General features: G+C 68.3%; 26 protein-coding genes. 8 read left to right on the top strand and 18 right to left on the bottom strand.

All coding sequences use genetic code 11. From position 1 onward, the window contains the following. Positions 1 to 97: 97 nt before the first annotated feature. Positions 98 to 1,081: a transcription termination factor NusA gene (gene nusA, locus ACX1DX_RS02295; RefSeq protein ID WP_459397527.1), complete on the bottom strand. Its 984-nt coding sequence runs from the start codon at positions 1,079 to 1,081 to the stop codon at positions 98 to 100. A 1-nt stretch (position 1,082) separates the two neighbouring features. Further along, on the bottom strand, positions 1,083 to 1,568 hold the full coding sequence (rimP, locus tag ACX1DX_RS02290; protein WP_459397526.1) for a ribosome maturation factor RimP: 486 nt from the start codon (positions 1,566 to 1,568) through the stop codon (positions 1,083 to 1,085). A gap of 70 nt (positions 1,569 to 1,638) precedes the next feature. On the opposite strand from rimP, the gene ACX1DX_RS02285 reads away from it, so the two are divergent. Next, positions 1,639 to 2,583, top strand: a complete 945-nt coding sequence (locus tag ACX1DX_RS02285; protein ID WP_459397525.1) for a hypothetical protein — start codon at positions 1,639 to 1,641, stop codon at positions 2,581 to 2,583. Here ACX1DX_RS02285 and ACX1DX_RS02280 read toward each other — a convergent pair. Next, positions 2,580 to 4,343, bottom strand: coding sequence for a proline--tRNA ligase (locus ACX1DX_RS02280; RefSeq protein ID WP_459397524.1), 1,764 nt, complete (start codon positions 4,341 to 4,343; stop codon positions 2,580 to 2,582). The two genes, ACX1DX_RS02285 and ACX1DX_RS02280, sit on opposite strands and share 4 nt — an antisense overlap. 187 nt (positions 4,344 to 4,530) lie before the next feature. Between ACX1DX_RS02280 and ACX1DX_RS02275 the strand changes: the two genes are divergently transcribed. Genes ACX1DX_RS02275 through ACX1DX_RS02265 form a run of 3 tightly spaced genes read left to right on the top strand, consistent with a single transcriptional unit; the run spans position 4,531 to position 6,430 of the window. Beyond that, positions 4,531 to 4,989 (top strand): hypothetical protein, encoded by a 459-nt coding sequence (locus ACX1DX_RS02275; protein WP_459397523.1) that lies wholly within the window; start codon positions 4,531 to 4,533, stop codon positions 4,987 to 4,989. After that, a complete protein-coding gene (locus tag ACX1DX_RS02270; RefSeq protein ID WP_459397522.1) occupies positions 4,947 to 6,284 on the top strand; it encodes a spermidine synthase in 1,338 nt (445 codons plus the stop codon). The genes ACX1DX_RS02275 and ACX1DX_RS02270 overlap by 43 nt, the downstream gene beginning before the upstream one ends. Continuing rightward, on the top strand, positions 6,206 to 6,430 hold the full coding sequence (locus tag ACX1DX_RS02265; protein WP_459397521.1) for a hypothetical protein: 225 nt from the start codon (positions 6,206 to 6,208) through the stop codon (positions 6,428 to 6,430). The genes ACX1DX_RS02270 and ACX1DX_RS02265 overlap by 79 nt, the downstream gene beginning before the upstream one ends. Here ACX1DX_RS02265 and ACX1DX_RS02260 read toward each other — a convergent pair. The 4 genes from ACX1DX_RS02260 to dxr are packed head-to-tail and all read right to left on the bottom strand — an operon-like array spanning position 6,424 to position 10,950. Continuing rightward, positions 6,424 to 7,260 carry a GNAT family N-acetyltransferase gene (locus tag ACX1DX_RS02260; RefSeq protein WP_459397520.1) on the bottom strand — a complete coding sequence of 279 codons (837 nt, stop codon included), beginning with the start codon at positions 7,258 to 7,260 and terminating at the stop codon, positions 6,424 to 6,426. The two genes, ACX1DX_RS02265 and ACX1DX_RS02260, sit on opposite strands and share 7 nt — an antisense overlap. Before the next feature lie 42 nt (positions 7,261 to 7,302). Then, positions 7,303 to 8,445, bottom strand: a complete 1,143-nt coding sequence (gene ispG / locus ACX1DX_RS02255) for a flavodoxin-dependent (E)-4-hydroxy-3-methylbut-2-enyl-diphosphate synthase (protein ID WP_076059284.1) — start codon at positions 8,443 to 8,445, stop codon at positions 7,303 to 7,305. Positions 8,446 to 8,467: 22 nt separating this feature from the next. After that, positions 8,468 to 9,751 (bottom strand): M50 family metallopeptidase, encoded by a 1,284-nt coding sequence (locus ACX1DX_RS02250; RefSeq protein WP_182764817.1) that lies wholly within the window; start codon positions 9,749 to 9,751, stop codon positions 8,468 to 8,470. Beyond that, positions 9,748 to 10,950, bottom strand: coding sequence for a 1-deoxy-D-xylulose-5-phosphate reductoisomerase (gene dxr, locus ACX1DX_RS02245; RefSeq protein ID WP_459397519.1), 1,203 nt, complete (start codon positions 10,948 to 10,950; stop codon positions 9,748 to 9,750). The genes ACX1DX_RS02250 and dxr overlap by 4 nt, the downstream gene beginning before the upstream one ends. Before the next feature lie 52 nt (positions 10,951 to 11,002). On the opposite strand from dxr, the gene ACX1DX_RS02240 reads away from it, so the two are divergent. Next, positions 11,003 to 11,695 (top strand): phosphotransferase, encoded by a 693-nt coding sequence (locus ACX1DX_RS02240; protein ID WP_459397518.1) that lies wholly within the window; start codon positions 11,003 to 11,005, stop codon positions 11,693 to 11,695. A gap of 36 nt (positions 11,696 to 11,731) precedes the next feature. Here ACX1DX_RS02240 and gdhA read toward each other — a convergent pair whose 3' ends face one another. The 7 genes from gdhA to rpsB all read right to left on the bottom strand — a co-directional run bounded on the left by gdhA (position 11,732) and on the right by rpsB (position 18,395). Continuing rightward, positions 11,732 to 13,072, bottom strand: coding sequence for an NADP-specific glutamate dehydrogenase (gene gdhA, locus ACX1DX_RS02235; protein ID WP_459397517.1), 1,341 nt, complete (start codon positions 13,070 to 13,072; stop codon positions 11,732 to 11,734). A gap of 104 nt (positions 13,073 to 13,176) precedes the next feature. Continuing rightward, on the bottom strand, positions 13,177 to 14,301 hold the full coding sequence (rlmN, locus tag ACX1DX_RS02230; protein WP_459397516.1) for a dual-specificity RNA methyltransferase RlmN: 1,125 nt from the start codon (positions 14,299 to 14,301) through the stop codon (positions 13,177 to 13,179). Between the two features lie 29 nt (positions 14,302 to 14,330). Beyond that, positions 14,331 to 15,191 (bottom strand): phosphatidate cytidylyltransferase, encoded by an 861-nt coding sequence (locus ACX1DX_RS02225; RefSeq protein WP_459397515.1) that lies wholly within the window; start codon positions 15,189 to 15,191, stop codon positions 14,331 to 14,333. After that, complete coding sequence (gene frr / locus ACX1DX_RS02220) at positions 15,191 to 15,748, bottom strand: ribosome recycling factor (protein WP_220486417.1); 558 nt, start codon at positions 15,746 to 15,748, stop codon at positions 15,191 to 15,193. Before frr ends, ACX1DX_RS02225 begins: the two co-directional genes overlap by 1 nt. 28 nt (positions 15,749 to 15,776) lie before the next feature. Next, positions 15,777 to 16,484: a UMP kinase gene (gene pyrH / locus ACX1DX_RS02215; RefSeq protein ID WP_370585968.1), complete on the bottom strand. Its 708-nt coding sequence runs from the start codon at positions 16,482 to 16,484 to the stop codon at positions 15,777 to 15,779. Positions 16,485 to 16,586: 102 nt separating this feature from the next. Further along, positions 16,587 to 17,396, bottom strand: coding sequence for a translation elongation factor Ts (gene tsf / locus ACX1DX_RS02210; RefSeq protein ID WP_459397514.1), 810 nt, complete (start codon positions 17,394 to 17,396; stop codon positions 16,587 to 16,589). Positions 17,397 to 17,429: 33 nt separating this feature from the next. Next, positions 17,430 to 18,395: a 30S ribosomal protein S2 gene (rpsB, locus tag ACX1DX_RS02205; protein ID WP_459397513.1), complete on the bottom strand. Its 966-nt coding sequence runs from the start codon at positions 18,393 to 18,395 to the stop codon at positions 17,430 to 17,432. Between the two features lie 344 nt (positions 18,396 to 18,739). Here rpsB and ACX1DX_RS02200 point away from each other — a divergent pair, with 344 nt between their 5' ends. Beyond that, positions 18,740 to 19,624: a M23 family metallopeptidase gene (locus ACX1DX_RS02200; RefSeq protein ID WP_459397512.1), complete on the top strand. Its 885-nt coding sequence runs from the start codon at positions 18,740 to 18,742 to the stop codon at positions 19,622 to 19,624. A 20-nt stretch (positions 19,625 to 19,644) separates the two neighbouring features. Further along, positions 19,645 to 21,318: an AMP-binding protein gene (locus ACX1DX_RS02195; protein WP_459397511.1), complete on the top strand. Its 1,674-nt coding sequence runs from the start codon at positions 19,645 to 19,647 to the stop codon at positions 21,316 to 21,318. Position 21,319: 1 nt separating this feature from the next. Here the strand turns inward: ACX1DX_RS02195 and ACX1DX_RS02190 are convergent, their stop codons facing one another. Continuing rightward, positions 21,320 to 22,225: a tyrosine recombinase XerC gene (locus ACX1DX_RS02190; protein ID WP_459397510.1), complete on the bottom strand. Its 906-nt coding sequence runs from the start codon at positions 22,223 to 22,225 to the stop codon at positions 21,320 to 21,322. A 92-nt stretch (positions 22,226 to 22,317) separates the two neighbouring features. On the opposite strand from ACX1DX_RS02190, the gene def reads away from it, so the two are divergent. Continuing rightward, positions 22,318 to 22,923: a peptide deformylase gene (gene def / locus ACX1DX_RS02185; RefSeq protein WP_459397509.1), complete on the top strand. Its 606-nt coding sequence runs from the start codon at positions 22,318 to 22,320 to the stop codon at positions 22,921 to 22,923. On the opposite strand, the gene ACX1DX_RS02180 is transcribed toward def, so the two are convergent. Genes ACX1DX_RS02180 through ACX1DX_RS02170 form a run of 3 tightly spaced genes read right to left on the bottom strand, consistent with a single transcriptional unit; the run spans position 22,901 to position 25,210 of the window. Continuing rightward, positions 22,901 to 23,899 carry a cation diffusion facilitator family transporter gene (locus tag ACX1DX_RS02180; protein WP_459397508.1) on the bottom strand — a complete coding sequence of 333 codons (999 nt, stop codon included), beginning with the start codon at positions 23,897 to 23,899 and terminating at the stop codon, positions 22,901 to 22,903. The two genes, def and ACX1DX_RS02180, sit on opposite strands and share 23 nt — an antisense overlap. Beyond that, positions 23,896 to 24,378 (bottom strand): transporter substrate-binding domain-containing protein, encoded by a 483-nt coding sequence (locus ACX1DX_RS02175; protein ID WP_459397507.1) that lies wholly within the window; start codon positions 24,376 to 24,378, stop codon positions 23,896 to 23,898. Before ACX1DX_RS02175 ends, ACX1DX_RS02180 begins: the two co-directional genes overlap by 4 nt. 58 nt (positions 24,379 to 24,436) lie before the next feature. Beyond that, entirely contained in the window at positions 24,437 to 25,210 is a 774-nt protein-coding gene (locus ACX1DX_RS02170; protein WP_182764832.1) for a TrmH family RNA methyltransferase, read from the bottom strand. Positions 25,211 to 25,235: the final 25 nt, after the last annotated feature.

Here is a 25,235-nt window from a genome sequence, read left to right as displayed (position 1 = left end):
AACAGATTAACCCCTGCCTGAGAGGATTCCAAAAGAACTCTGAGAATCTCTCAGCCAGGGGCCGGGTCTGTCCCCTCAATGGGGAGGGGTGAAGGTGTCAGGCTGTGACGTCCGGCTGGATGTCGATGCGCCAGCCGGTGAGGCGGGCCGCGAGGCGTGCGTTCTGGCCCTCGCGGCCGATGGCCAGCGACAACTGGTAATCCGGCACGATCGCCCGGCAGGCCCTGGCCTGCTCGTCGACCACCGTCACCGACAGCACCTTGGCGGGCGAGAGAGCGGCGGCCACGAACTCCGTGGGGTCCTCGGAGTAGTCGACGATGTCGATCTTCTCCTCCCCCAGCTCGTTCGTCACTGCACGGACCCGCTGGCCCATGGGGCCGATGAACGCGCCCTTGGCAGACACGTTGGGGTCCAGCGACCGCACGGCGATCTTGGTGCGGTGACCGGCTTCGCGGGCGACCTCGCAGATCTCGACGACGCCCTGCCCCAGTTCCGGGACCTCGAGCGCGAACAACTTGCGGACCAGGTGCGGGTGGGTGCGCGAGACGATCACCTGCGGGCCGCGGAGTTCGCGTCGGACGCTCACCACATAGACGCGCAACCTGCGGCCGTGGCTGTAGTCCTCACCGGGAACCTGCTCGGCCAGCGGCATGAGTGCCTCGAACTTGTCCTGGTCGCCCTTGCTGATCAGCACGCGGACGGCCTTGGAGTCGCGGTCCTGCTGCACGATGCCGACGATGACATCGCCCTCGGTGGCGGAGAAGTGGCCGAACTTCTGCTCGTCCTCCGCCTCGCGGATCCGCTGGAAGATCACCTGCCGCGCAGTGGCGGCGGCGATCCGGCCGAAGTCCTCCGGGGTGTCGTCGAAGTAGCCGATGATCTCGTCGTCGTCGTTGAATTCGGGGGCCAGCACGGCGGCCTTGCCCGTCTTCCGGTTGATCTCGACCTTCACGCCGCGCAGTGCGTTGGGGGTCTTGCTGTACGCGTTGAGGAGCGCGTCCTCGAGCGTCTTGAGCAGATACTCGCGATCGATCCCGCGCTCGCGCTCAATGAGTGTCAGTGAAGCCAGATCGACATCCATGTCAGTTCTCCTCGTCCTCGTCGCCGTCCACCGGGCGGTTCATTTCCACCTGGACGACTGCCTTGTTGATGTCAGTGAGAGCCACCGTGCGCTCGGAGCCGTCCACGTCGAGCGTGACGCCCTGCTCATCGGCGCCGACGATACGGCCGACGATCTCGCCGTCCGCCAGCCAGAGCTGCACCAGGCGGCCGGTGTTGCGGCGGAAGTGCTTGGCCTCGGTCAGCGGCTTGCTCACGCCACGCGAAGACACCTCGAGGGTGAACGGGTGATCCCCCACCACCGGGCTCTCGTCCAGCGCGTCCGAGATGGCGCGCGACGCGGAGGCGATGTCGTCGAGGAGCGGGCCGCGACCCTGGGGGCCTTCGCCATCCACCGTGAGCCGGAGCACGGAGCGCTTGCCCATACGGGTGACATCGAGGCTGTCGAGCTCCAACCCGTGCTGCACGAGGATTGGCTCGATGACAGCCACCAACTTGGCTTCTTGCATGTGGGTGCTCCGTATCCGGTTGTACGCCTGATTGTGAGGCCCCAGCATACCCACGCACTACGCTGGCCGCATGTCCGTCTCCCGTCGCTCCGCGCTTGCGCTGCTCACCCTCGGAATCACGGGATGCACCACGAGTCCGCTGATTCTCGGTGGGCCGGACACCCGCACCGCTGCGCTGCCCGAGCCGTCGCCTGAGCCGGCGCGCTCCCCGGAGGCCACCCTGGCGCACCAGTCGGTGGCGGATCTGCGCGCACTCGTCGCGGCACGGGTCGACTCCCCGCACTGGGAGGCCCAGCCCTGGGCCGTCGCTGCGCTCGCGCAGTGCGACGCCCACGTGGCCCGCCTCGCTGTGCCGGACCCGCTGTCGGACATCGACCAGGAGCCCTTCGAGGTGGCTGCTGCGCCCGTCACTGCCCCGAGCGCTCCCGGGGTCGCGACCAACCGGCTCGAGGCCGCCGTCTCCCGTGCCGGGGATGCGCTCGAGGAGATGGCGACCCGGGCCGGGGACGGGGACCTCAGGTTGTGTTACGCCTCGATGGCCACCGCGGTGCTCGGCCTGCGCAACCAGGAGGTCGCGCCGGTGGAGGGCGAGGCCGCCGTGCGGCGTCTGCAGACGACCACCGTCGAGGCGTCACTGCCCATCCTGTTGGGCCATGTGTGGGCGCTGATCTACGGGCTGGGTGTGGGCCTGGGCAGGATCAGCCAGGACAATGCCCTCCACGCCACGGGGCTCGTCCGCCTCAACCGGGCACGCGAACTGCGCAACACCCTGCGCGACAGGCTCGGCACCGAAGCCCCGGAACAACCGGCGGCGTTCGACCTGCCCACGACGATGGACAGCCTCGAGACCATCCGCGCCGGCTGGGGGTTGCTGGAGACGCAGGTCCTGAACGGATTCGCGCGCCTGGTCGCGGCGGATCCCGATCCGCAGTGGCGCGACGGCATGCGCGGTCAGGTGGCGCCGGTGCAGGAAACCGGCACGGCGCTCACCTGGTGGCCGGGATGGTTGGCCTAGAGGAGGGCCACCACCTCGTCGACGATGTCAGCGACGGGAATCTCGCGCTTGTCGCCGGTGGCGCGGATGCGCAGCTCGACGACCCCGTTGGCCAGGCCGCGGCCGACGACCACGATGATGGGCATGCCCAGGATCTCCGCATCTGCGAACTTCACGCCGGGGCTGGCCTTGCGGTCGTCGAAGAGCACCTCGACCCGCTTGCCGTCGAGCACCTCTGCGATGCGCTCAGCCTCCGCGAAGACCTCCGCGTCCTTGCCTGTGGCGATCACGTGCACCTGGAACGGCGCCAGGCTCAACGGCCAGCTGAGGCCCTTGTCGTCGCTGGTGGCTTCCGCGACGGCGGCCACCGCGCGGGACACGCCCACGCCGTAGGAGCCCATGGTGACGGTGACGAGCTTGCCGTTCTGGTCCAGCACCTTGAGGCCGAGGGCCTCCGCGTACTTGCGGCCGAGCTGGAAGATGTGGCCCATCTCGATGCCACGGGCCAGCGTCAGCGGGCCGGAGCCGTCAGGCGCCGGGTCACCCTCGCGGACGTCACCGACGTCGAGGATGCCGTCCGCGGTGAAGTCACGCCCGGCCGTGACACCGGTGAGGTGCTGGTCCTTGACGTTGGCGCCCGTGACCCAGTGCGTGCCGGTGACGACCCGCGGGTCCACGAGGTACTCGATCTTGGTGGAGGACTCCTTGCCCAGGACCCGCCCCCCGTCGATGGACACCGGCGACATGAACCCGACGACGAGCTCCGGGTAGTTCTTGAAGTCGTCCTCGGTGAAGGGTTCCGCAGCGGCGGGCTCCAGCGCAGCCTCGAGACGCTTGGCGTCGACCTCGCGGTCGCCAGGGAGACCCACGGCCAGGGGCCGCTTCTTACCGTCGGGGTCCGTGACCATGAACAGCACGTTCTTCAGCGTGTCGGCGCCCGTCCAGGTGCGCTCCGGAAGGTCACGGTTGAGCAGCTCGACGACAGCGTTGATGCTGCCGGCGCCAGGCGTATCGAAGACGGCCATGGCGGGCGCGTCGGAGACGGGCAGCTCCGCGGGGGGCGCGACGCGCACGGCCTCGACGTTCGCCGCGTAACCCCCGGGCGAGCGCACGAAGGTGTCCTCACCGTTGGCGGCCACGGCCAGGAACTCCTCCGAGCGCGAGCCGCCCATGGCGCCGGCCATGGCCGACACGATCACGAACTCGAGGCCGAGCCGCTCGAAGATGCGCTGGTACGCCTGGCGGTGCAGTTGGTAGCTGGCCTCCAGCCCCTCGTCGTCCACGTCGAAGGAGTAGGAGTCCTTCATGATGAACTCGCGACCGCGCAGCAGGCCGGCGCGGGGCCGTGCCTCGTCGCGGTACTTGGTCTGGATCTGGTAGAGCGAGAGCGGCAGGTCCTTGTACGAGCTGTACAGGTCCTTGACCAGCAGCGTGAACATCTCCTCGTGCGTGGGCCCGAGCAGCATGTCGGTGCCCTTGCGGTCCTGGAGGCGGAACAGGTTGTCGCCGTAGTCCGTCCAGCGGCCCGTCGACTCGTAGGGTTCACGCGGCAGCAGCGCCGGGAAGTGCACCTCCTGCGCGCCGATGGCGTTCATCTCCTCGCGGATGATGGCCTCCACCTTGCCCAACACCTTCAAGCCCAGCGGCAGCCAGGAGTAGATGCCGGGTGCCGCTCGACGGATGTACCCGGCGCGGACCAGCCACCGGTGGCTGGGCACCTCCGCGTCAGCCGGGTCCTCACGGAGGGTGCGAACGAACAGGGAGGAGAGCTTTGAAATCACGGGCTGAGTCTACCCATCAGGACAGACATCGAAATCCAGCCCCACAATGGCTCCCGGAACGGGCACGATGGGCGCGTGAGCACCCTCTCGGCCGGGCAGCCCCCGAGCACCGTCACCCGCCTCGTCGTGGGCAGCGCCCTGATGCTCTTCATGGAACTGGCGGATCCGCTGGCTCGGCTCCAACGTCGTGCACCTCTCGTACTTCTCCAACTTCGTGCTGCTGGGCTCCTTCCTGGGCATCGGCGCCGGTTTCCTGATCGCCCGCAAGCGCTGGTCCATCGTGCCGTGGACGCCGGTGTTGCTGGCGCTGCTCGTGTTCTTCGTGTGGGCCTTCCCGGTGACCATCGACCGCACCGGCGACGCCATCATCTACTTCACCTCCCTGTCTGCCCAGGGTCCTCCGGCATGGCTGGCGCTCCCGGTGCTCTTCCTCTTCGTCGCCGCCATCCTCGCCGGACCGGGCGAGGTGGTGGGCCGGTGTTTCGCCGAGTTGGAGAACCTCAACGCCTACCGGTGGGACCTCATCGGTTCCATCATCGGCATCTCGCTGTTCACCCTCCTGTCGTTCCTGAGGGGGCCGTCGGTGGTGGGGGGGTGCTGGTCGTGGCGGCCCTGGTCTGGCTGGCCTGGGGACGCCACCGCCTAGCGGCGATCGTGGCGGGTGTGGCCATCGTCGGTTCCCTGCTCGCCGAGACCGTCACGCCCGGGGTGACCTGGTCCCCCTACTACAAGGTGACCCAGCGCGACATCGGTCGTTCCTCCGACGGCAACGCACTCCACCTCATCACGGTCAACGGCATCCCCCACCAGGTCATGGGTTCGGCCGAGTACAAGCTCAACGAGGCCGAGCGGTTGTACCGCACCCCGTACGAGCGGATGGCGGCGGAGAAGCCCGGCCGGGTCCTGATCGTGGGCGCCGGCTCCGGCTCCGACGTGGCGATCGCGCTCAAGCAGGGGGCGGAGCACGTGGACGCCGTCGACATCGACCCGCGGATCATGGAGATCGGGGCCGAGCTCAACCCGGACCGCCCGTACTCCGACGAACGGGTCCGCCGCATCGTCAACGACGGCCGGGCCTTCCTGGAGACCACCTCCGAGAAGTACGACCTGATCCTCTTCGCCCTGCCGGACAGCCTCGCGCTCGTCAGCGGCGCCTCACAGATCCGCCTGGAATCCTTCCTCTTCACCGAGGAGGCGCTCTCCTCAGCCAGGGAGCGGCTCACCGACGACGGGGTCTTCTCGATGTACAACTACTACCGCGAGGACTGGCTGATCGACCGCCTCGGCGGCATCGCCCAGGAGTCGTTCGGGCATGCCCCGTGCGTCGACCTCCTGGGTGGCGGGCAGGCCGTGGTGACCGTCGCGAAGAACCCCGATGCGCAGGTCTGCGGCACCGACAACCACGTGCTGCCCGCAGACCGCATCGCGCCGCCCACGGACAACGCACCGTTCCTCTATTACCGGGGCGACGGCATCCCTGCGACGTACCTGTGGGTGCTGGCCGGCATTCTGCTGGCCTCCGCGGTCACCGTCCGCGCCCTGGGTGGGCCGTTGCGGCACATGCGTCCCTATGCGGACCTCTTCTTCATGGGCGTGGCGTTCATGCTGCTCGAGACCAAGTACATCGCCTCGTTCGCGCTGTTGTTCGGCACCACCTGGCTGGTCAACGCGCTGGTGTTCGGCGGTGTGCTGCTCGTCGTGCTGCTGGCCGTCGAGACCACCCGACGGTGGCGCACCCCTCCCCTCACCTGGCTCTTCGCGGGGATCGGGGTCGCCATCGCGCTCGCCTACGTGGTCAAGCCGGAATGGTTGCTGGGCCTGCCCTACGTGCCGCGGTTGATCGTGGCCGTCGCGCTGGCTTCGTGCCGATCTTCCTGGCCAACGTCGCCTTCGCCAAACGCTTCGCGGCCGCCGACAACGGCCGTGCGGCGTTCGGGCTGAACCTGCTGGGGGCCCTCGTGGGTGGCTGCCTGGAATACGCCGCGCTGCTGACCGGGTACAGCAACCTGCTGATCCTGGTCCTCGTCGTCTACCTGGTGGCGTTCGCGCTGGCCCCGAGACAGGACGGGCGGATCGTGGCTCAGTAGTGCACCGTCGCCAGCGCCCCCACCTCGACGAAGCCGAGGTGCTCGTAGCTGCGGATGGCTGCGGTGTTGAAGTCGTTGACGTACAGGCTGATCAGCGGGTACTGGTCCATGATCAGGTGGCACATCCCGGCCAACGCCGGCACGCTGATCCCCCGGCCGCGCAGGTGCGGAGCCACCCACACCCCCTGGAGCTGCGCCTGCCCGGCGAGCTTCGGGCCGAGATCGGCCTTGAAGATCACCGTGCCCTTGTCGTCGACGATGCCGTAGGCGTCGCCCTGCCTGAGGCGGTCGCGCACGAAGCCCTCGTAGCCGCCGCCGTACTTGAACGGCGAGCTGCCGATCTCGTCGGTGTACATGTGCACCGAGGCCTCAAGATAGCTTGGGTAGTCGTCGAGGGTCAGTTTGCGCACCCGCCTGTCCGGCGGGACCTCGGGCAGGTGATCCAGCACCATCAGGGGCTGCCGCTTCCGTACGTTGGAGACGCCGCCCCACGCACCGCGATACCGCTCGGCCAGGCCCACGAACAGGCCGAGCACCGAAATGGCCGGGCCGAGGATCGACGTGCAGCGGCGCATGGGCCCCAACTTCTCGACGTAGACGGGCAACGCCTCCGGGTCGAAGCCCGCGATGAAGAGAGTGCCGCCGTCGAGGAGGACGGAGGTGAGAACGCCCTCGCGTTCGTAGCCGTAGACGGCGCCGAGCCGGCGCCGGTCCAGGCCGTAGGTGGCCACCCGGGAACTCAGGAAGAGGTTCTCCACCGGGCTCTCGGCCAGGAATCGGGCGACCCGTTCGCGGTCGCCCGCCCCCATCGTCGTCAGCCCTGAAGTCATGGGCGAAACTCTAGGGCCAACATGGCCAGAAAGGACGCCCGGTCAGGAAACAGAGATTTCGGGGGAACCGACTTCACCCATCTCTGCGGCGAGGCGGCGGGCTTCGAACAGGAGGGTCTCCACGATCTCATCCTCGGGCACGGTCTTGATGATCTCGCCCTTGACGAAGATCTGACCCTTGCCGTTACCGGAGGCGACGCCGAGGTCCGCTTCGCGCGCCTCGCCCGGGCCGTTGACGATGCAGCCCATGACGGCCACGCGCAGCGGTGCCTGCATGCCCTCGAGACCCTTGGTCACCTGCTCGGCCAACGTGTAGACGTCGACCTGCGCGCGCCCACAGGACGGGCACGAGACGATGTCCAGCTTGCGGGGGCGGAGGTTCAGCGACTCCAGGATCTTGAGGCCCACCTTGACCTCTTCTGCCGGCGGGGCGGAGAGGGACACCCGGATGGTGTCGCCGATGCCCTGGCTCAGCAGCGCGCCGAAGGCAACGGAACTCTTGATCGTGCCCTGGAACGCGGGACCGGCTTCGGTGACGCCCAGGTGCAGCGGGTACTGGCACTTCTCGGAGAGCATCTCGTAGGCGCGCACCATCACGACGGGGTCGTTGTGCTTGACGGAGATCTTGAAGTCGTAGAACCCCACCTCCTCGAACAGCGAAGCCTCCCACAAGGCGGATTCCACGAGGGCCTCAGCGGTGGGGGCGCCGTACTTCTGCAGCAGGCGCTTGTCGAGCGAGCCGGCGTTGACGCCGATGCGCAGGCTCACACCCGCGTCGGCGGCCGCTTTGGCGATTTCGGCGACCTTGTCGTCGAACTGCTTGATGTTTCCGGGGTTCACGCGCACGGCCGCACAGCCGGCGTCGATCGCGGCGAACACGTAGCGCGGCTGGAAGTGGATGTCGGCGATCACGGGGATCTGCGACTTCATGGCGATGATCGGCAGCGCCTCGGCGTCGTCCTGGCTGGGGACGGCGACGCGCACGATGTCGCACCCGGTGGCAGTCAATTCCGCGATCTGCTGCAGGGTGGCGTTGATGTCCGTGGTCTTGGTGGTGGTCATCGACTGGACGCTGATCGGCGCGTCGCCGCCGACCTCAACCTTCCCGACCCGGATCTTCCGGGTGGGGCGGCGGGGGGCGAGCACCGGCGCAGGCGCTGGGGGCATACCAAGGTTCACGGACATGTGCGACAGCCTACTCTGCTGGTCAGAAAAGTCGGATCGGGGAAATGAGGTCGGCGGCGATCAGCACGAGGCCCCCGAGCAGGAGAAATGCTCCCACAGCGTAGGTGACGGGCAGCCCCTTGGCGGTGTCGACTGGCCCCGGGTCTGGCCGTCCGCCGAGCCGTGCGAACTGGCGACGTAGCCACTCCCAGAGGGCGCCGGCGACGTGCCCGCCGTCGAGCGGCAGCAGCGGCACCAGGTTGAGGAGTGCCACGAACAGGTTCACCGCGCCCAGCAACGAGAGATACGACGCCACCTTGTCAGCGGTGCCGAGCTGGTCTGTGGTGGTGATCTCCCCCGCCACCCTGGAAGCCCCCAGGATGGAGATCGGGGAGTTGACGTCGCGCGGTTGGCCGGTCACCAGGTCCGCCGCGACGTTCCAGATCCGGGCCGGGAAACTCATCAGGGCGACGGTGGACTGCTTCGTCATGTCCCACATCTGGGCGGCCGTGGTCAGGGGCCCGGCTTTGGTGAGCTCCTGGGTGGGCGACACCCCGAAGAACCCTGCCTCCACGAACTTGGTCGGGTCCAGCCGGTCCGGCACATGATTGAGCACGGTGTTCACCGTGGGCAGGGTCACCTCGGCGCCGTCGCGCTCGACGACGACCGTGGCCGGCCCGTCACGGTTGGTGCGCACCAGGTCGCCCATCTGATCCCAGCCGGTGAGGGCGACGCCGTTGAAGGAGACAAGGGTGTCGCCCACCTGCACGCCCGCTTCGACCGCCGGCGTGGGCGGGTCGTCGGCCGTGCAGGTGCGATCCTCGCGCTCCGCGGACACCACGCACTGCCACATCTGACCGACGGTCAGCGTGGGCTGGTAGGTGCCGTGGAACACGTTGATGCCGAGGAAGATGAGGAACGCCAGCAGCACGTTCATCGCGGGCCCGCTCAGCATCACGATGACCTTCTGCCAGGTCTTCTTCTGGTAGAACAACGAGCCGTCGTCCTCAGGCCGGATCGAGTCCCATTCGAAGGACCGCGCCTGGTCCGCGACCCGCGTCAGCCACGTCTGTTTCGCGCCCGGCCTCTTCGGCGGGTACATGCCGACGAGCCGTACGTAGCCGCCCAGCGGGAAGGCCTTGACGCCGTACTCCGTTTCGCCCCGGCGCACCGACCAGAGCGTCTTGCCGAAACCGACGAAGTACTGCGTGACCTTGACGCCGAACAGCTTGGCGGGTACCAGGTGGCCCACCTCGTGCAGCGCGATCGACACCATGATCAACACGAAGAACAGCACCGCGAACAGCACGGTGAGCAGCACCGTCATGCTGCCGGCCCTGCGAGGACCGAGGCGCGCGTCCTGCCCCACTGGTCTGCGGCGATGACGCCGTCCAGGGTGAGGTCGCCGTCGGCGACGTGACCGTCCGCCAGGTGTTCGTCCAGGCACTCCCCCACGATCCGGGTGATGTCCAGGAAGCCGATCCGTCCGTCCCAGAACGCTTCGACGCAGGCCTCGTTGGCGGCGTTGTAGACGGCGGGCGCCGTGCCGGCCGCCCGGCCCGCACGGCGGGCGAGTTGCACCGCAGGGAAGGTGTCGTCGTCGAGGGGCTCGAACGTCCAGGTTGCCGCCGTGGTCCAGTCACAGGAGGGGGCCGCGCCTTCGAGGCGCTGTGGCCAGGTCAGGGCGATGCCGATGGGCAGCCGCATGTCCGGCGGTGAGGCCTGGGCGATGGTGGACCCGTCGTGGAACTCCACCATCGAATGCACGATGGACTGGGGGTGCACGGTCACGGTGATGTCGTCGTAGTCGACGCCGTAGAGCAGGGCGGCCTCGATGAGTTCCAGCCCCTTGTTGACCAGGGTGGCCGAGTTGATGGTGATGACACGGCCCATGTCCCAGGTGGGGTGCGCCATGGCCTCCTGCGGAGTGACCGCGGCGAGTTCGTCGCGTGAACGGCCGCGGAACGGGCCGCCCGAAGCGGTGAGGATGAGCCTGCGCACCTCGTCGGCGCGGCCCGAACGCAGGGCTTGCGCGAAGGCGGAATGCTCAGAGTCGACGGGGACGATCTGGCCGGGCTGCGCGGCCTCGGTGACCAACCGGCCGCCGATGACCAGCGACTCCTTGTTGGCGAGCGCCAGGGTGCTGCCCGCGGCCAGGGCCGCGAGGGTGGGCTCGAGCCCCGCAGCACCGGTGATGGCGTTGAGCACCACGTCCGCGCCTACCGCGGCGAGTTGGGCGGAAGCCTTGGGGCCCAGGAGAAGTGTAGGGAGCCGGTACTCACCCTGGGCCCAACCGCGCTCATTGGCGGCGTCGTACAACGCCCGCTGGAGGTCCCGCCCGGCGCTCGCCTTCGCGAGGGCGACGGTTTCCGGCTCGAACTCGATGATCTGGCGGGCCAGCAGTTCGATGTTGCCACCGGAGGCCGACAGGCCCACCACCCTGAACTGCTCCCGCCTGGAGGCGATCACGTCAAGGGTCTGGGTACCGATCGAGCCGGTGCTGCCGAGGAGAACGATGCTGCGCACCCCCTGAGTATCCCACTGTCCACAACTGGGGCAGCCACATAGGATCGGCACCATGTCTCAGGCCTCTGTTCCCCCGCCCGGCACCCCGGTCCCGTTCGCCATCACGAAGTGGGCCGCCGTGAACAAGCGCCGCGTCGAAGAACTGGTGTGGCGCAACGAGGTGGGCGGCATCACGGCCCGCCTCGTCGCCGACGACGTCAAGCCGTTGTACGCCAAGTGGAGCCCACACGACCTCGAGCCCGAGGCGGAGCGCCTCAGTTGGCTGTCGAGCCGCTTCCCCAGCCCACGCATGGCCGACTACGAGGAGCTCGACGACGGCTGGCTGATCGTCACCGTCGGGCTCCCTGGTCGCCCAGCCATGGAGTGGCAGGACCAGCCGGATGTCGCGGCCCGGGGTCTGGCCCTGGCGCTGGCTCAACTGCATTCGCTCGACGCGACGGACACGCTCTTCGACGCGCCGGAGTGGGTGGGTGACCAACACGACGTCCGCGACCTGTCGATCGTGCACGGCGACGCCTGCGTGCCCAACCTCCTGCTCGGGGACGACGGTGGCCTCGTCGGGATGGTCGACGTTGGCCACCTCGGGGTCGCCGACCGCTGGGCGGACCTCGCCGTCGCCTCCTGGTCGCTCGAACACAACTTCGGCCCCGGTGCCGACCAGGAATTCTGGGCTGCGTACGGCGAAGCGCCGGACCCTGACCGGATCCGGCGCTACCGCGACCTGTATTTCGCCCCCTCGTCGTAACCCGCCCGCAGGCCGGCCACGCCGCGTGGCGGCTGATCAGACGAGGCCGAAGGCCTGCATCGCCGAGGCGACCTTCTCGAAGCCGGCGATGTTGGCGCCGACCACGTAGTCGCCCGGGGCGTCGTAGGAGTCTGCCGTCTCAGCGCAGATCTCGTGGATCTGGCGCATGATGTTGGTGAGGCGCTCCTCGGTGTACTCGAAGGTCCACGAGTCACGCGACGCGTTCTGCTGCATCTCCAGCGCGGAGGTGGCCACACCGCCGGCGTTGGCCGCCTTGCCTGGGGCGTAGAGCACGCCGGCTCCCTGCAGAGCATGGATGGCGTCAGGGGTGGTGGGCATGTTGGCGCCCTCAGCCACGACCTTGACACCGTTCTTGATCAGGGTGGCGGCCTGCTCGAGGTTGAGCTCGTTCTGCGTGGCGCAGGGCAGCGCGACGTCCACCGGGACGTCCCAGATGCAGCCGCCGGCGTTGCCGAGCTTCGCGGAGGGACGACGGTCGACATAGTCGCTGACGCGGCCGCGTTCGATCTCCTTGATCTGCTTGAGCAGATCGAGATCCACGCCCGCCTCGTCGACGACGAAGCCGGTGGAATCAGAGAAGCCGATGACGGTGGCACCCAGCTGGGCGGCCTTCTCCGCGGCGTAAATGGCCACGTTGCCGGAGCCGGAGACGACGACGCGCTTGCCGTCGAAGCTCTCGCCCCTGGTCTTGAGCATCTCATCTGCGAACACGACGGTGCCGTAGCCGGTGGCCTCGGTGCGGACGAGGGAGCCGCCCCATCCGATGCCCTTGCCGGTGAGCACGCCGGACTCGTAGCGGTTGGTGATGCGCTTGTACTGGCCGAACATGAAACCGATCTCGCGGCCGCCCACGCCGATATCGCCCGCGGGGACGTCGGTGTATTCACCGAGGTGGCGGTAGAGCTCGGTCATGAAGGACTGGCAGAAGCGCATGACCTCGCCCTCGGACTTGTTGCGGGGGTCGAAGTCGGAACCGCCCTTGCCGCCGCCGATGGGCAGGCCGGTCAGGGAGTTCTTGAAGATCTGCTCGAAGCCCAGGAACTTGATGACGCCGAGGTAGACGCTGGGGTGGAACCGCAGGCCGCCCTTGTACGGGCCGAGCGCGGAATTGAACTCGACGCGGAAGCCGCGGTTGACCTGCACGTCGCCCTTGTCGTCCTGCCACGGCACGCGGAAGATGATCTGGCGTTCAGGCTCACAGATGCGCTCGAGCATCTTGGACTCGAGGTACTCAGGGTGCCGCTTGATCACGGGCTCCAAGGACTCGAAGACCTCACGCACAGCCTGGTGGAACTCGGCCTCACCAGGGTTGCGTGCTACGACGCTCTGGAAGACAGCCTCCAGCTTGGGTTCCATCGGTTCTCCTTTTTGCCTGTTGGGACACTGGCGCGTCGATCATACGACCAAGCGGCGCCGGATTTTTCATCGGGTCACCTGACGATCACGAGGGGCGCACGCAACTACGTCTGGTCGACGCTCGCGGCGAGTTGGCCGCAGGCGCCGTCGATCTCCTGGCCGCGGGTGTCGCGCAGCGTCACCGGCACACCACGGCGTTCCAGGGTCTCGATGAACGCCTTCTCGTCGGCCTTGCGCGACGCTGTCCACTTCGAGCCCGGGGTGGGGTTCAACGGGATGAGGTTGACATGCACCCAGCCCCAGTCGCCGCGCTTCTTGAGCACCTTGGCGAGCAGTTCGGCCCGTGCCACCTGGTCGTTGATGTCGCGCATCATGGCGTACTCGATGGAGACGCGGCGCTTCGTGGCGTGGGCGTACTCCCATGCCGCGTCGACGACCTCGTCCACCTTCCACCGCGTGTTGATCGGGACGATCTCGTCGCGCAGTTCGTCGTCCGGGGCGTGGAGGGAGACGGCCAGGGTGAGCGGCAGCCCCTCCGCGGTGAGCTTCTGGATGGCCGGCACTAACCCGACGGTGGACACGGTGATGCCACGCGCGCTCATGCCGAACCCGTTGGGCCCGGGCTCGAGGAACGTGCGGATGGAGCCCATCACCGCCTTGTAGTTGGCCATGGGCTCGCCCATCCCCATGAACACGATGTTATTGAGGCGGCCGGTGGCACCGGGCACCAGACCGGCGGCCAACTGCTGATCCGCGGCCATCACCTGTGCGGTGATCTCGGCCTGCGACAAGTTGCGCTTGAGGCCGCCCTGCCCCGTCGCGCAGAACGGGCAGGCCATGCCGCAGCCCGCCTGCGACGAGATGCAGAGCGTCGTGCGGTGGGGATAGCGCATGAGTACGGATTCCAGCAGGGAGCCGTCGTGAAGCCGCCAGAGCGTCTTGACCGTGGTGCCGTCGTCGGTGCTGCGCCGCGTCATCTCCGTCAGGAGCTTCGGGAACAACTGCTCCCCCAGTTCCTGGCGGATGTCCGCCGGGATGTCGGAGAACTGGTTGACGTCGTCCTCGAGGCGGTCGAACACGTGCCGGGAGATCTGGTCCGCGCGGAACTTGGGTAGGCCGAGCTTCCTGGTGGCCTCGACGCGCTCCTCGATGGAGAGGTCGAACCAGTGTGTGGGCGGCTTGCCCCGCCGTGGGGCTTCGAACACGAGCGGCAGGGTCTTGACAGTCATGACGCCTTCAGGGGTAGGTGGGAGGGCGTTCAGGCGCCCAGGGCGAGGTGCAGCACGAGCCAGCCGACGGGCACGGCAACGAGCATGGAATCGAGACGATCCATGATGCCACCGTGGCCGGGGAGGAAGTTGGACATGTCCTTGATGCCGGCGTCGCGCTTGACCAGCGACTCGACGAGGTCACCGACGGTGCCCGCCATGCTGATGAGGGCCCCGAGGATCACGCCGACCCACCACGGGGAACCCAGCAGGAACACGCTGCAGACGGCGCCGATCCCCGCGGCGACGAGGACTCCCCCGCCGGTGCCCTCCCAGGTCTTGCTCGGGCTGATCGACGGAGCCATCTTGTGCCTGCCGAACAGGACCCCGGTGGCGTAGGCCCCGGTGTCGGAGGCGACCACCGCGGCGATCACGCTCAACATGCGCAGGTGGCCGCTGGAAGCCCCCATCACCAGCGGGACGAACACGCCCAGCAGCGGGATGTAGGCGATCAACAGGGCGCTGGCCGCGATGTCGCGGATGAAGCCTTCGGGACCGCGCACCATCCGCCCGACCAGGGAGGCGATCATCATGGCGCCCAGACAGATCACCACGAAGGTGGTGGGCTCGATGTTCAGGTCCTCGACGGAGACGAGGTAGCCGCCCGCGACGCTCAGCACGGTGCCGATGGCCACGGGGAGCCAGACGGCCCTCATCCCCTTGCGCAGCAGAGCCCGGTGCACCTCCACGACCCCCAACCCCAGCGCCGCAGTGGCGATGGCGATGAAGAGCCAGGGAACCCAGATGAGCCCGACCGCGACGCCTGCAAACAGGGCCACGCCAACGGCGATGGCGGCCGGGAGATCCCGGCCCGCCCTCGACTGTTTCTTCGGCTGGGCCTCGGTTGCCATCAGACCTCGAGAAGCTCGGCTTCCTTGTTCTTGAGGATTTCGTCGATGCTCTCCACGAACTTCTTCGTGGTGTTGTCGAGGGCCTTCTCTGCGCGCGACAGGTCGTCCTCGCCGATCTCGCCGTCCTTCTCCAGCTTCTTCAGGGAGTCGATGGCGTGACGACGGAGGTTGCGCACCGCGACGCGGGCCTCCTCCGCCTTGTGCTTGGCCATCTTGATGTACTCCTTGCGGCGCTCCTCGGTGAGGTGCGGCATGACCACGCGGACGGCATTCCCGTCGTTGCTCGGGTTGACGCCCAGGTCTGCGTCGCGGATTGCCTTCTCGATGGCGCCGAGGGCGCTGCGGTCGAACGGCGCGATCAGCATCGAGCGGGGATCAGGCGAGGTGAAGGTGGCAAGCTGCTGGAGCGGCGTGGGGGCGCCGTAGTAATCGGCCAGGAGCTTGTTGAACATGGCGGGGTGCGCGCGACCGGTGCGGATGGTCGAGAGGTCTTCGCGTGCGAAGTCCACCGCCTGCTGCATCTTGGTTGAGGCCTCTTGCTGAATCTCGGCGATCATGGTCTTGCTCCTTTGCTGGGGGTGGTGGTTAGCGCGAAACCAGGGTGCCGATGTGCTCACCGGCAACGGCGCGGGCGATGTTGCCCTTGGTGGACAGGTTGAAGAACACCATGTCGAGCCCGTTGTCGCGGGCCAGCGAGATGGCGGTGGCGTCCGCCACCTTGAGGTTCTTGGTCAGGAAGTCGTTGTAGCTGAGGCTTTCGAACTTCGTCGCGTCCGGGTTCGTCTTGGGGTCGGAGTCGTAGACGCCGTCGACGCCCTGCTTGCCCATGAGCAGCACCTCGGCGCCGATCTCCAGGGCCCGCTGGGCAGCGACCGTGTCGGTGGAGAAGTACGGCATGCCGGAGCCGGCACCAAAAATGACCAGCCTGCCCTTCTCGAGGTGACGCTCCGCGCGACGGGGGATGTAGGGCTCCGCCACCTGGGCCATGCTGATGGCGGACTGGACGCGGGTCTCGATACCGGCCTTTTCGCAGAAGTCCTGCAGGGCGATCGAGTTCATCACCGTGCCGAGCATGCCCATGTAATCCGCCCGGTCGCGCGCCATACCGTGTTGCGACAATTCGGCACCGCGGAAGTAGTTGCCGCCCCCGACGACCACAGCCACCTGCGTGCCTGAGCGGACCACGTCGGCGATCTCGCGGGCGATGTCCGCCACCACAGTCACGTCGACGCCGAGTTTGCCTCCGCCGAAAACCTCACCGGACAGCTTCAGCAATACTCGCGAATATCCCACTTGTTTCTCCTGGTGTGTTGGGGCGTGCACATGCGACGTGCGCCGCGACCACTGGGGTCGCGGCGCACGTAACTCTACTTCACTGAGCTGAGGCTCGCGTGATCAGGCACCCACAGCGAAGCGCGCGAAGCGCACGACCTCGGTGTTGCCCTCCTGCAGGGCGGCGCCCACAGACTTCTTGTCCTCCCAGACCGCAGCCTGGTCCACGAGCACGACGTCCTTGAAGAAGCCGGTGACGCGGCCTTCGACGATCTTGGTCATGGCGCCTTCGGGCTTGCCCTCTTCGCGGGCGGTGGCCTCGGCGATGCGACGCTCGTTCTCGACCAGGTCCGTCGGGACCTCGTCGCGGTTGGCCCAACGGGGCGACATCGCGGCGATCTGCAGCGCAGCCTGGTGGGCCAGCGTCTTGTCACCGGTGTACTCGACGAGGACACCGACCTGCGGCGGCAGGTCAGCAGCGCGACGGTGCAGGTACACGTGGCTGTCGCCGGAGAACTGCGCAACGTCGGCCACGGAGATGTTCTCTCCGATCTTGGCGCCGAGTTCCTGGACCGCGTCCGCGACCTTGGCCCCGGAAGCGAGTTCAGCCGCGTTGGCGGTCTCCACGTCCGTGGCACCCGACTTGATGACGGCGTCGAGGATCTGGTCTGCCAGTTCGACGAATTCGGCGTTCTTGGCGACGAAGTCGGTCTCGGCGGCGAACTGGATCAGGGCGCCGTCGCGGCCGGCGACGATACCGTTGGTGGCTTCGCGGTCCGCGCGCTTGGCCTGCTTGGCCAGGCCGTGGATGCGCAGGCCCTCAATGGCCTTGTCGAAGTCGCCTTCAGCTTCGGTGAGGGCCCTCTTCGCGTCCATCATGCCCGCGCCGGTGGCGTCGCGGAGCTTCTTCACATCAGCGGCAGTGATTGCCATGTGTGGGGTATCCCGTCTACTTGATCGATTGGGTCAGTTGGCGTCGGTGGTGTCGGCCTCAGCGGCCTCTTCAGCGGCGGGAGCCTCGACGGCGGCCTCTTCAGCGGCAGGAGCCTCGACGGCAGCCTCTTCAGCGGCAGGAGCCTCGACGGCGGCCTCTTCAGCGGCAGGAGCCTCGACGGCAGCCTCAGCGGCAGGAGCCTCGGTGGCCTCTTCAGCAGCGGGGGCCTCAGCCTTCTCGGCGCCCAGGAGTTCGCGCTCCCAGTCGGGCATGGGCTCGGCGGGGGTCTCCTCCCCGGAGCGGCTGGAGGAGCGCTCGATGAGGCCGTCGGCGACGGCGTCGGCGATGATGCGGGTCAGGAGGGCGACGGAACGGATGGCGTCGTCGTTGCCCGGCACCGCGAAGTCGACCATGTCGGGATCGCAGTTGGTGTCCAGGATGCCGACGATCGGGATGTTCAGCTTGCGGGCCTCGTCGACAGCGAGGTGCTCCTTGTTGGTGTCGACGATCCAGACGGCCTGCGGGGTGCGCACCATGTCACGGATGCCGCCGAGGGTCTTGTCGAGCTTGGTGCGCTCGCGGTCCAGCTGCAGCAGTTCCTTCTTGGTGAGGCCCGAGCCGACCGTGTCGGTCAGGTCCATGCCCTCGAGCTCCTTGAGGCGCTGGATGCGCTTCGAGACGGTGCCGAAGTTGGTGAGCATGCCACCGAGCCAGCGCTGGTTCACGAAGGGCATCCCGACGCGGGTGGCCTGGTCCGCGATGGCCTCCTGGGCCTGCTTCTTGGTGCCGACGAAGAGCACCTGGCCGCCGCGCGCGACGGTGGACTTGATGAAGGCGTATGCCTTGTCGATGTAGCTCAGCGAGAGCTGCAGGTCGATGATGTAGATGCCGTTGCGCTCGGTGAAGATGAAGCGCTTCATCTTGGGGTTCCAACGACGGGTCTGGTGACCGAAGTGAACGCCGGACTCGAGCAACTGGCGGGTGGTGACGACTGCCATGGTCGTGCCTTCCTGTGGTGCGGCTCTGCCGCACCTGAATCTGGTGGACTGGGTCCACGGGTGGTTGATGGGGCCCCGGAGGGGCCTTCTCCTGATGCGCCCGGTGCCGCACCTTCATCCAGTTGGTTGAAGGACCACGCGGCCACCGGCGGTTCCCCGCGCAGCGCATGCGATGTCAACCCAGACGGGTTGCAGGGTCCATGCTATCTGGACGGAGGGCACGGGCTCAAATCTGGTGACGCCGTCAACCGGCGCGGAGAAGACCGGGTCGCGAACTTGTCCACAGCCCACCGGCGCAGTGGTGATTCCGCAGTGGCGTTGACCACAGTGTTGACGTGCGAACCGTGTCTGCCCTCATTCTCTCCGTCATCATCATCGCCGGCGCCTCGGTCCCTTCCTGGGCGGACCTCTCACTCACTGCCCCGCTACCGGGCCGGGTGGTACGCGCCTTCGACGACGTCGGCCGGTTCGCGGCCGGTCACCGCGGCGTGGATCTCGCCGGGTACCCGGGCGACGAAGTCGTCGCGGCGGCGGCCGGCACCGTGCACTTCGCCGGGTCGGTCGCAGGCACCGGCACCCTCTCGATCGACCATGGCGACGGTTGGCGCACCACCTACCAACCGGTCCTAGCCACCGTCCACAAGGGCGACACCGTGGCAGCCGGGCAGCGGATCGGCACCCTGCTGGCCGGTCACTGCGACGAAGCGGCCTGTCTCCACTGGGGACTGACCGACGGGGAGCGGTATGCGGACCCTGGCGCCTATCGGGTGACGCCGGTGGTGCGGCTGCTTCCCAGTGGATCGGTGCCCGTCCGCCCTCCGTCGATCAGTTCGGCCCGCACCGCGGCCGTGGGTGGAGCCCCCGTCGACGGGCCGGTCACCTCCAGGTACGGTATGCGCCGCCACCCGGTGACCGGTGTCACCAAACTGCACGACGGGACAGACTTCGGCGCTCCGTGCGGCACCACCATCAGCCTGCCCCTGGCAGGCACGGTGCGGTCGGCCGGTTACCACGGTGGCTACGGCTACCGGGTCATCGTCAACCACGGAGGCGGCCTGAGCACCGCCTATGCGCACCTCCCCCGCGTAACGGTGACAGCCGGGCAGCGGCTCAGCGCCGGGCAGACGGTGGGCGTCGTGGGCAACACGGGCCTGTCCACCGGGTGCCATCTCCACTGGATGGCCTGGCAGGACGGGGGCCTCATCGATCCCCTCACCCTCCTCGGGTGATTGAGCACTACCGTTGCACCATGACCACGACGCCGTTAACCGCCCCTGACTGGACCCGCTTCTACCAGCCGGGAGTACCCGCCCAGATCGAGCTGCCCACCGAATCCCTCACCGACATGTGCGAGCGGTCCTGCCGAGAGGGGGCCTCCAAGGTGGCCACCGAGTTCTTCGGCGGCACCATGACCTACACGCAACTGGGCGAGCGGATCAACCGCGCGGCGGAGGGCCTCCGGCGTCTGGGGGTGGTGGCCGGCGACCGGGTGGCGATCCTGCTGCCGAACTGCCCGCAGCACCTCGTCGCGTTCTACGCCGTCCTGCGGCTGGGAGCCGTCGTGTGCGAGCACAATCCGCTGTCCACCGAGCGGGAGCTCGAGGAGGTCTTCGTCGACCACGGGGCGAAGGTCGCCATCGCCCTGGATCGGGTGCTGCCGAAGCTGCGCACCCTCTCCACCAAGCCGCTCGTGGTCAGCGTGAACATGCTGGACGAGTTCCCCAGCGTCAAGCGCCTCCTGCTGGGGCTCCCCATTCCCTCGCTCCGCCAGAAGCGGGCGCAGCTCACTGACGGCAGCACCGGCGACCTCACGTGGAAGCAACTGCTGGCAGGTCCCTCCCTGGACCCCGCCCACCCCCGCCCCACCATCGACGACCTCGGCGCCATCCAGTACACCTCCGGTACCACCGGCGTGCCGAAGGGCGTGATGCTGACGCACCTCAACATGTACGCCAATGCCCTCATGGGAGCGGCCTGGATGCACGGCGCCCAGACCGGGCGCGAGGTCAGCTACGCGATGCTTCCGATGTTCCACGCCTTCGGCATGGTGCTCTACGTGACGTTCGGCGTCTACAAGCAGGCCCACCAGGTCCTGTTCCCCCGCCCGGATGTGGACATGGCGCTGGCGGAGATGAAGAAGAACCCACCGTCGATCTACTGCGCGGTGCCGCCCATCTACGAGAAGACGGCCAACGGCGCCAAGGCGAAGGGCATCGACCTCTCCGGTGTGAAGTGGTGCATTTCCGGTGCCATGACGTTGCCGGACGAGACGGTGGCGTTGTGGGAGTCCGTCTCGGGCGGTCTCCTGGTGGAGGGCTACGGCCTCACCGAGTGCGCCCCCATCGCCATGGGCAACCCGTTCAACGAGACGCGCAAGACCGGCACGATCGGCATCCCGTTCCCCTCGACGCTGCGCCGCGTGGTGGACGAGGACGGCCGCGACGTCGGCCCCGGCGAGGCCGGCGAACTGTGGGTCAAGGGACCGCAGGTGTTCCAGGGCTACTGGAACCGGCCGGAGGCCACCGCCGAGACGAAGACGCCCGACGGATGGCTGCGCACCGGCGACGTCGTGACGCTCGACGAGGAGGGTTTCGCCACCATCGTCGACCGGCTGAAGGAGATCATCATCACCGGCGGCTTCAACGTGTCGCCCAGTGAGGTGGAGCGCGTGCTGCGCCAGCACCCCTCGATCGAGGATGTCGCCGTCGTGGGCATCAAACAGGAGCGCGGCGACGAGCAGGTCACGGCCGCCGTCGTGGCGAAAGCCCCCATCGATGAGGCGGAGATCCGATCGTGGGCCAAAGAGCGGTTGTCCGCCTACAAGGTGCCCCGCCGCGTGGTGACGGTGGAGGAACTGCCCACCTCCATGATCGGGAAGGTGCTGCGGGGCCAGGTCCGCGACCAGATCGGGCCCCTGCTCTGATTCACGCCCTCGGGTGCGCCTGCCGGAAGGCCTCGCGCAGGCGCTCCGAGGTGACGTGGGTGTAAATCTGGGTGGTGGCCACGGACGCATGGCCCAGCATCTCCTGCACGCTGCGCAGGTCCGCGCCGCCCTCGATGAGGTGGGTGGCCATCGCGTGGCGCAGCCCGTGGGGGCCGATCTCGGCCCCCGGCCCGGCGGCTGCCGTCGCCTCATGGACCACCCGCCTCGCCACCCGCGGGTCGAGCGCGCCGCCTCTGGCGCCCAGGAAGACGGTGTCGGGGCTCGACGGCGTGCTGACCGCTGAGCGCACCCGCAGCCAGGCCTCGACCGCGCGGAGGGCAGGGAGCCCCAGCGGCACCGTGCGTTGCTTCCCGCCCTTGCCCAGCACGCTGACGGAGCGACGCTCGCGGTCCACGTCGCGAAGGGTGAGCGTGCACACCTCGGAGACCCGCAACCCGCTCGAGTACAACACCTCGACCAAGGCGAGGTCGCGCACCGCGATGGGGTCGCCGTCCTCGGCCGCGCGGTTCTCGGCCGCGGCCAGCGTCTCGGACACGGCACCGCGGGCCAAGACCCTTGGCAGCCGCCGCTGCCGCTTCGGCGCCTTCAGCCGGACGGCCGGATCAGCCCCCACGACACCCTCCCGCACCGCCCAGGCGAAGAACCCCCTGACGCACGCGACGCGGCGCTGCAGGGTGGACGCGGCCGCGCCGTCGTCGCGCATGGCGCCCAACCAGGCCCGCAGCGTCGAGAGCGTCACTTCGCCGGGCGCGACGTCGGCGAAGGTGGCCAGGTCGCGGAGGTCCGTGGCGTAGGCCCGCACGGTGTGCGGGCTGAGGCCGCGCTCCGCGCCGAGGTGCGCGGCGTAGTCGTCGAGCAGCGCCGACCAACCGTGGGCGAGTTCCATACCTGCCATCCTCCCCCGGCAGTGGCAGCCGCGCGCCAGCGACACCCGGTGCGGCATACTTGACCGTCGTACCCGAACCTTGAAGGAGCACAATGGCTGAGGCCGATCTCACCCAGGGCGGCATGGTTCTGCCTATCACCCGTTGGGGCACCCCGGTGATGCACAAGCAGACGGAACCTGTCACTGAGTTCGGCGAGGAACTCCACCAGTTGATCCGCGATATGTGGGCCACCATGAGGGCGGCTGAGGGAGTTGGGCTGGCCGCCACGCAGGTGGGCGTCGGAACCGCCGTGTTCGTCTACGAATGCCCGGATGCGGACGACAGGATCCACCGCGGCGTGGTGTGCAACCCCGTCGTATCGCTGCCAGAGGGCAAGGACCGCAACCTGGACGCCGCTGAAGAGGGCTGCCTGTCCTACCCGGGCGGCTACCAGAGCGTGGCCCGCCCGGATCTGGCCACCTGCACGGGCCAGGACGCCTACGGCAACGAGATCACGGTGAAGGGCACCGGCCTGCTCGCCCGCTGCCTGCAGCACGAGACGGATCACCTGGGCGGCACGGTCTTCGGCGACCGCCTCTCCGCTCGCGCCCGTCGCCAACTGGACAAGAAGGTCGACGAGCTGGCGTGGCGCTATCCCGACGACTGGCCGGTCTCCCCCAAGCGCGCAGCGGTCCCTATGCCCCAGAGCGAGGACTGACCTCGGAGGTGGACGGCTCGTCGATGTCGGAGGGAAGCTGCTTCACGGGCACGACGACGGTGTCCAGCGCCTTCCAGTCCGTGTCGCACAGTTGATGGCGCAGCGCGTCGAGCTCGGTGATGCCCGGGTGGTGGCCCTCGGCGGGCACGACGAAGACCTCGGAGTGGAAGACGTGTCCCATGTCGCGCACCCGCACCGCCGCCTCCCCCACCCACGCCTGGCTCAGCGCCTTCTGACGCAGCTTGCCGATCACCGGGTGCGGGTCCCGGGAGGCGATGGGCGTGGCCCTCTCGTCGAGGAGCGTGGCGACGGCGATCCGGAGGTTGGTCACGCCGTCCTTGACGATGCTGGCCGACACCAGGATGGCGGCGGCTGAATCCGCCCACCAGAGCCCGAAGCCGATGCCCGCGACGCCGGCGACGGTGGCCAGCGCGGTGGACCAGTCGGCCTTCAGCATGTCCGCGTCCGCGGAGAGCAACTGGTCGTGCAGTTCCTCCGCCAGCTTCATCTTCAGGCGGCCGAGGATGACGGCAGGCACCACAGTCATCGACATCACGATCATCATGGGCCAGCCGGCCCAGAACGTCTGGCCGAACAGCGACATGACACCCACCGGGGGCCTCTCCCCCATGACCAGTGCGCTGGCGCCGTTGTACAGCAGCGACAGGCCGAACACCAGCAGCGCGACGGCGGCCACCACATGGCCGGCCGACATCGCCCGGTGATGGCCATAGGGATGCTTCGGGGACCTGTTCTTACTCGCCCGCCACACTCCGAGCAGGAACGCGATGGGCGGCAGCAGCGCCAACATGTCCTCGACGAAGGCCGTGCGCATGGCCTGCGACTGGCCCGCCACCAGGCCCACGGCGACGATGATGATGACCAGCACGACGAGCGAGATCCACTGCAGCCGGATCGCCTTGTGCAGCGCCTCCGATTTGTCCGGCGGCAGCGCGGAGTATCCCCGGCCCTTCATGGCTTCAGCCCTTCCTCGATCAGGTGACGCTCCAGGCTGGACAACAGTGCGTTCTCCCCCAGGCGCGTAGCGAAGACGAGCTTCTGTTCCTTGCCGTCCGGGCCGGCAGCCTTCCCGTAGGGCCGCGTCAAGGCCGCGTGCGTCGTCCACGGCGACTTCGCGGTCAGGCCCCCAGCCACCACGTCGAGTTCGCCGAGCTTGATCTTCTCCATGAGTTCGCTTTCGGCGCCCTCGACCCACTCGATCTCCGCACCGATCGACTCGGCGTACCCGGTGAGGATCTCGGCCTCGGGGCCGGTGACCTCACCCTCGTCCGAGATGTCGATGTGGGGCGGGTGTGCCGAGACACCGACGGTGAGCCCACCGTCCATCGCCCGCAGCAGGGTGTCGTCGGGGTCACGCGGGTACTCCGGTTCACTGCAGCCGGCCAGCAGCAGCAGCGCCGTCACCAACGTCAGCAGTCGCAGCAGCGCCTTCATGCCCGCAGTCTGCCAGCACCGGGGGCCATTCGGCGGCCGATGGGGCCCGCCGCGCTGCTCAGCGCAGCTGGTAGGCGAGGATGGCTGCGGCTGTGGCCACGTTCAGCGAGTCGACGCGGTCCGTCATGGGGATCCGGACGTGGTGCTCAGCGGCGGCGAGCCAGCCTCGGCTCAGGCCTTGGCCCTCGGTGCCGAGCATCAGGGCCACCTTGTCTGGAGCCTCGAAGGCATCGAGCTCGACGGCCCCCGGGGCGATGCTCGAGGCCACGACGGTGAACCCGGCCGCGCGGATCCGCTCGAGGTCCGCGTCGCCGCCCATCCGTCGCCAGGGCACCACCAGCGAGGCGCCCATCGAGCCCTTGATGGCGCGGCGGTAGAGCGGGTCGGCACTACGCTCCGACACGACGACGCCGTCCCAGCCCAGCCCGGCGGCCAGCCGCATGATCACGCCGAGGTTGGCGTGGTCGACGATCTCCTCGCACAGGATCAGCCGCCGCCCCGCGAGCAGCGCGTCCCAGGGCGCCTCAGGCAGCCGGTCGAACGAGCCCAGTGCACCGCGGTGCACATGGAAACCGCTGACCTCCTCGATCATCTTCTCCGTGCCCAGGTAGACAGGCACGTCGGGATGGGCGGCCAGGAGGGGGGCCAGCTGCTCGAGCCACCGCGGTTGCAGCAACAGGGCGCGCGGCCGCGCGCCAGAGGTGAAGGCCCGCTCGATGATCTTCAGCCCCTCCGCGATGAACCGGTCCTCGGATCGTCGCAGCTGGGCATCGCGCAGGGCCACGAAGTCCGTCAGGCGCCCGTCTGCGGGGTCACTCACCTCGATGATCACGGTGTCAGGCTATAGCCTTGCTGCT

The sequence above is a fragment of the Tessaracoccus zhenghani genome (assembly GCF_054552775.1).
The sequence above is the reverse complement of the archived record's forward strand: the minus strand, read 5'-3'. Positions and strand labels throughout refer to the sequence as shown.

Excerpts from the sequence above, each read along its gene's own strand:
- nusA (WP_459397527.1), bottom strand. The coding sequence starts at position 1,081 with ATGGATGTCGATCTGGCTTCACTGACACTCATTGAGCGCGAGCGCGGG.
- rimP (WP_459397526.1), bottom strand. The coding sequence starts at position 1,568 with ATGCAAGAAGCCAAGTTGGTGGCTGTCATCGAGCCAATCCTCGTGCAG.
- ACX1DX_RS02285 (WP_459397525.1), top strand. The coding sequence starts at position 1,639 with ATGTCCGTCTCCCGTCGCTCCGCGCTTGCGCTGCTCACCCTCGGAATC.
- ACX1DX_RS02260 (WP_459397520.1), bottom strand. The coding sequence starts at position 7,260 with ATGACTTCAGGGCTGACGACGATGGGGGCGGGCGACCGCGAACGGGTC.
- ispG (WP_076059284.1), bottom strand. The coding sequence starts at position 8,445 with ATGTCCGTGAACCTTGGTATGCCCCCAGCGCCTGCGCCGGTGCTCGCC.
- ACX1DX_RS02250 (WP_182764817.1), bottom strand. The coding sequence starts at position 9,751 with ATGACGGTGCTGCTCACCGTGCTGTTCGCGGTGCTGTTCTTCGTGTTG.
- ACX1DX_RS02240 (WP_459397518.1), top strand. The coding sequence starts at position 11,003 with ATGTCTCAGGCCTCTGTTCCCCCGCCCGGCACCCCGGTCCCGTTCGCC.
- gdhA (WP_459397517.1), bottom strand. The coding sequence starts at position 13,072 with ATGGAACCCAAGCTGGAGGCTGTCTTCCAGAGCGTCGTAGCACGCAAC.
- rlmN (WP_459397516.1), bottom strand. The coding sequence starts at position 14,301 with ATGACTGTCAAGACCCTGCCGCTCGTGTTCGAAGCCCCACGGCGGGGC.
- ACX1DX_RS02225 (WP_459397515.1), bottom strand. The coding sequence starts at position 15,191 with ATGGCAACCGAGGCCCAGCCGAAGAAACAGTCGAGGGCGGGCCGGGAT.
- frr (WP_220486417.1), bottom strand. The coding sequence starts at position 15,748 with ATGATCGCCGAGATTCAGCAAGAGGCCTCAACCAAGATGCAGCAGGCG.
- tsf (WP_459397514.1), bottom strand. The coding sequence starts at position 17,396 with ATGGCAATCACTGCCGCTGATGTGAAGAAGCTCCGCGACGCCACCGGC.
- rpsB (WP_459397513.1), bottom strand. The coding sequence starts at position 18,395 with ATGGCAGTCGTCACCACCCGCCAGTTGCTCGAGTCCGGCGTTCACTTC.
- ACX1DX_RS02195 (WP_459397511.1), top strand. The coding sequence starts at position 19,645 with ATGACCACGACGCCGTTAACCGCCCCTGACTGGACCCGCTTCTACCAG.
- ACX1DX_RS02190 (WP_459397510.1), bottom strand. The coding sequence starts at position 22,225 with ATGGAACTCGCCCACGGTTGGTCGGCGCTGCTCGACGACTACGCCGCG.
- def (WP_459397509.1), top strand. The coding sequence starts at position 22,318 with ATGGCTGAGGCCGATCTCACCCAGGGCGGCATGGTTCTGCCTATCACC.
- ACX1DX_RS02180 (WP_459397508.1), bottom strand. The coding sequence starts at position 23,899 with ATGAAGGGCCGGGGATACTCCGCGCTGCCGCCGGACAAATCGGAGGCG.
- ACX1DX_RS02175 (WP_459397507.1), bottom strand. The coding sequence starts at position 24,378 with ATGAAGGCGCTGCTGCGACTGCTGACGTTGGTGACGGCGCTGCTGCTG.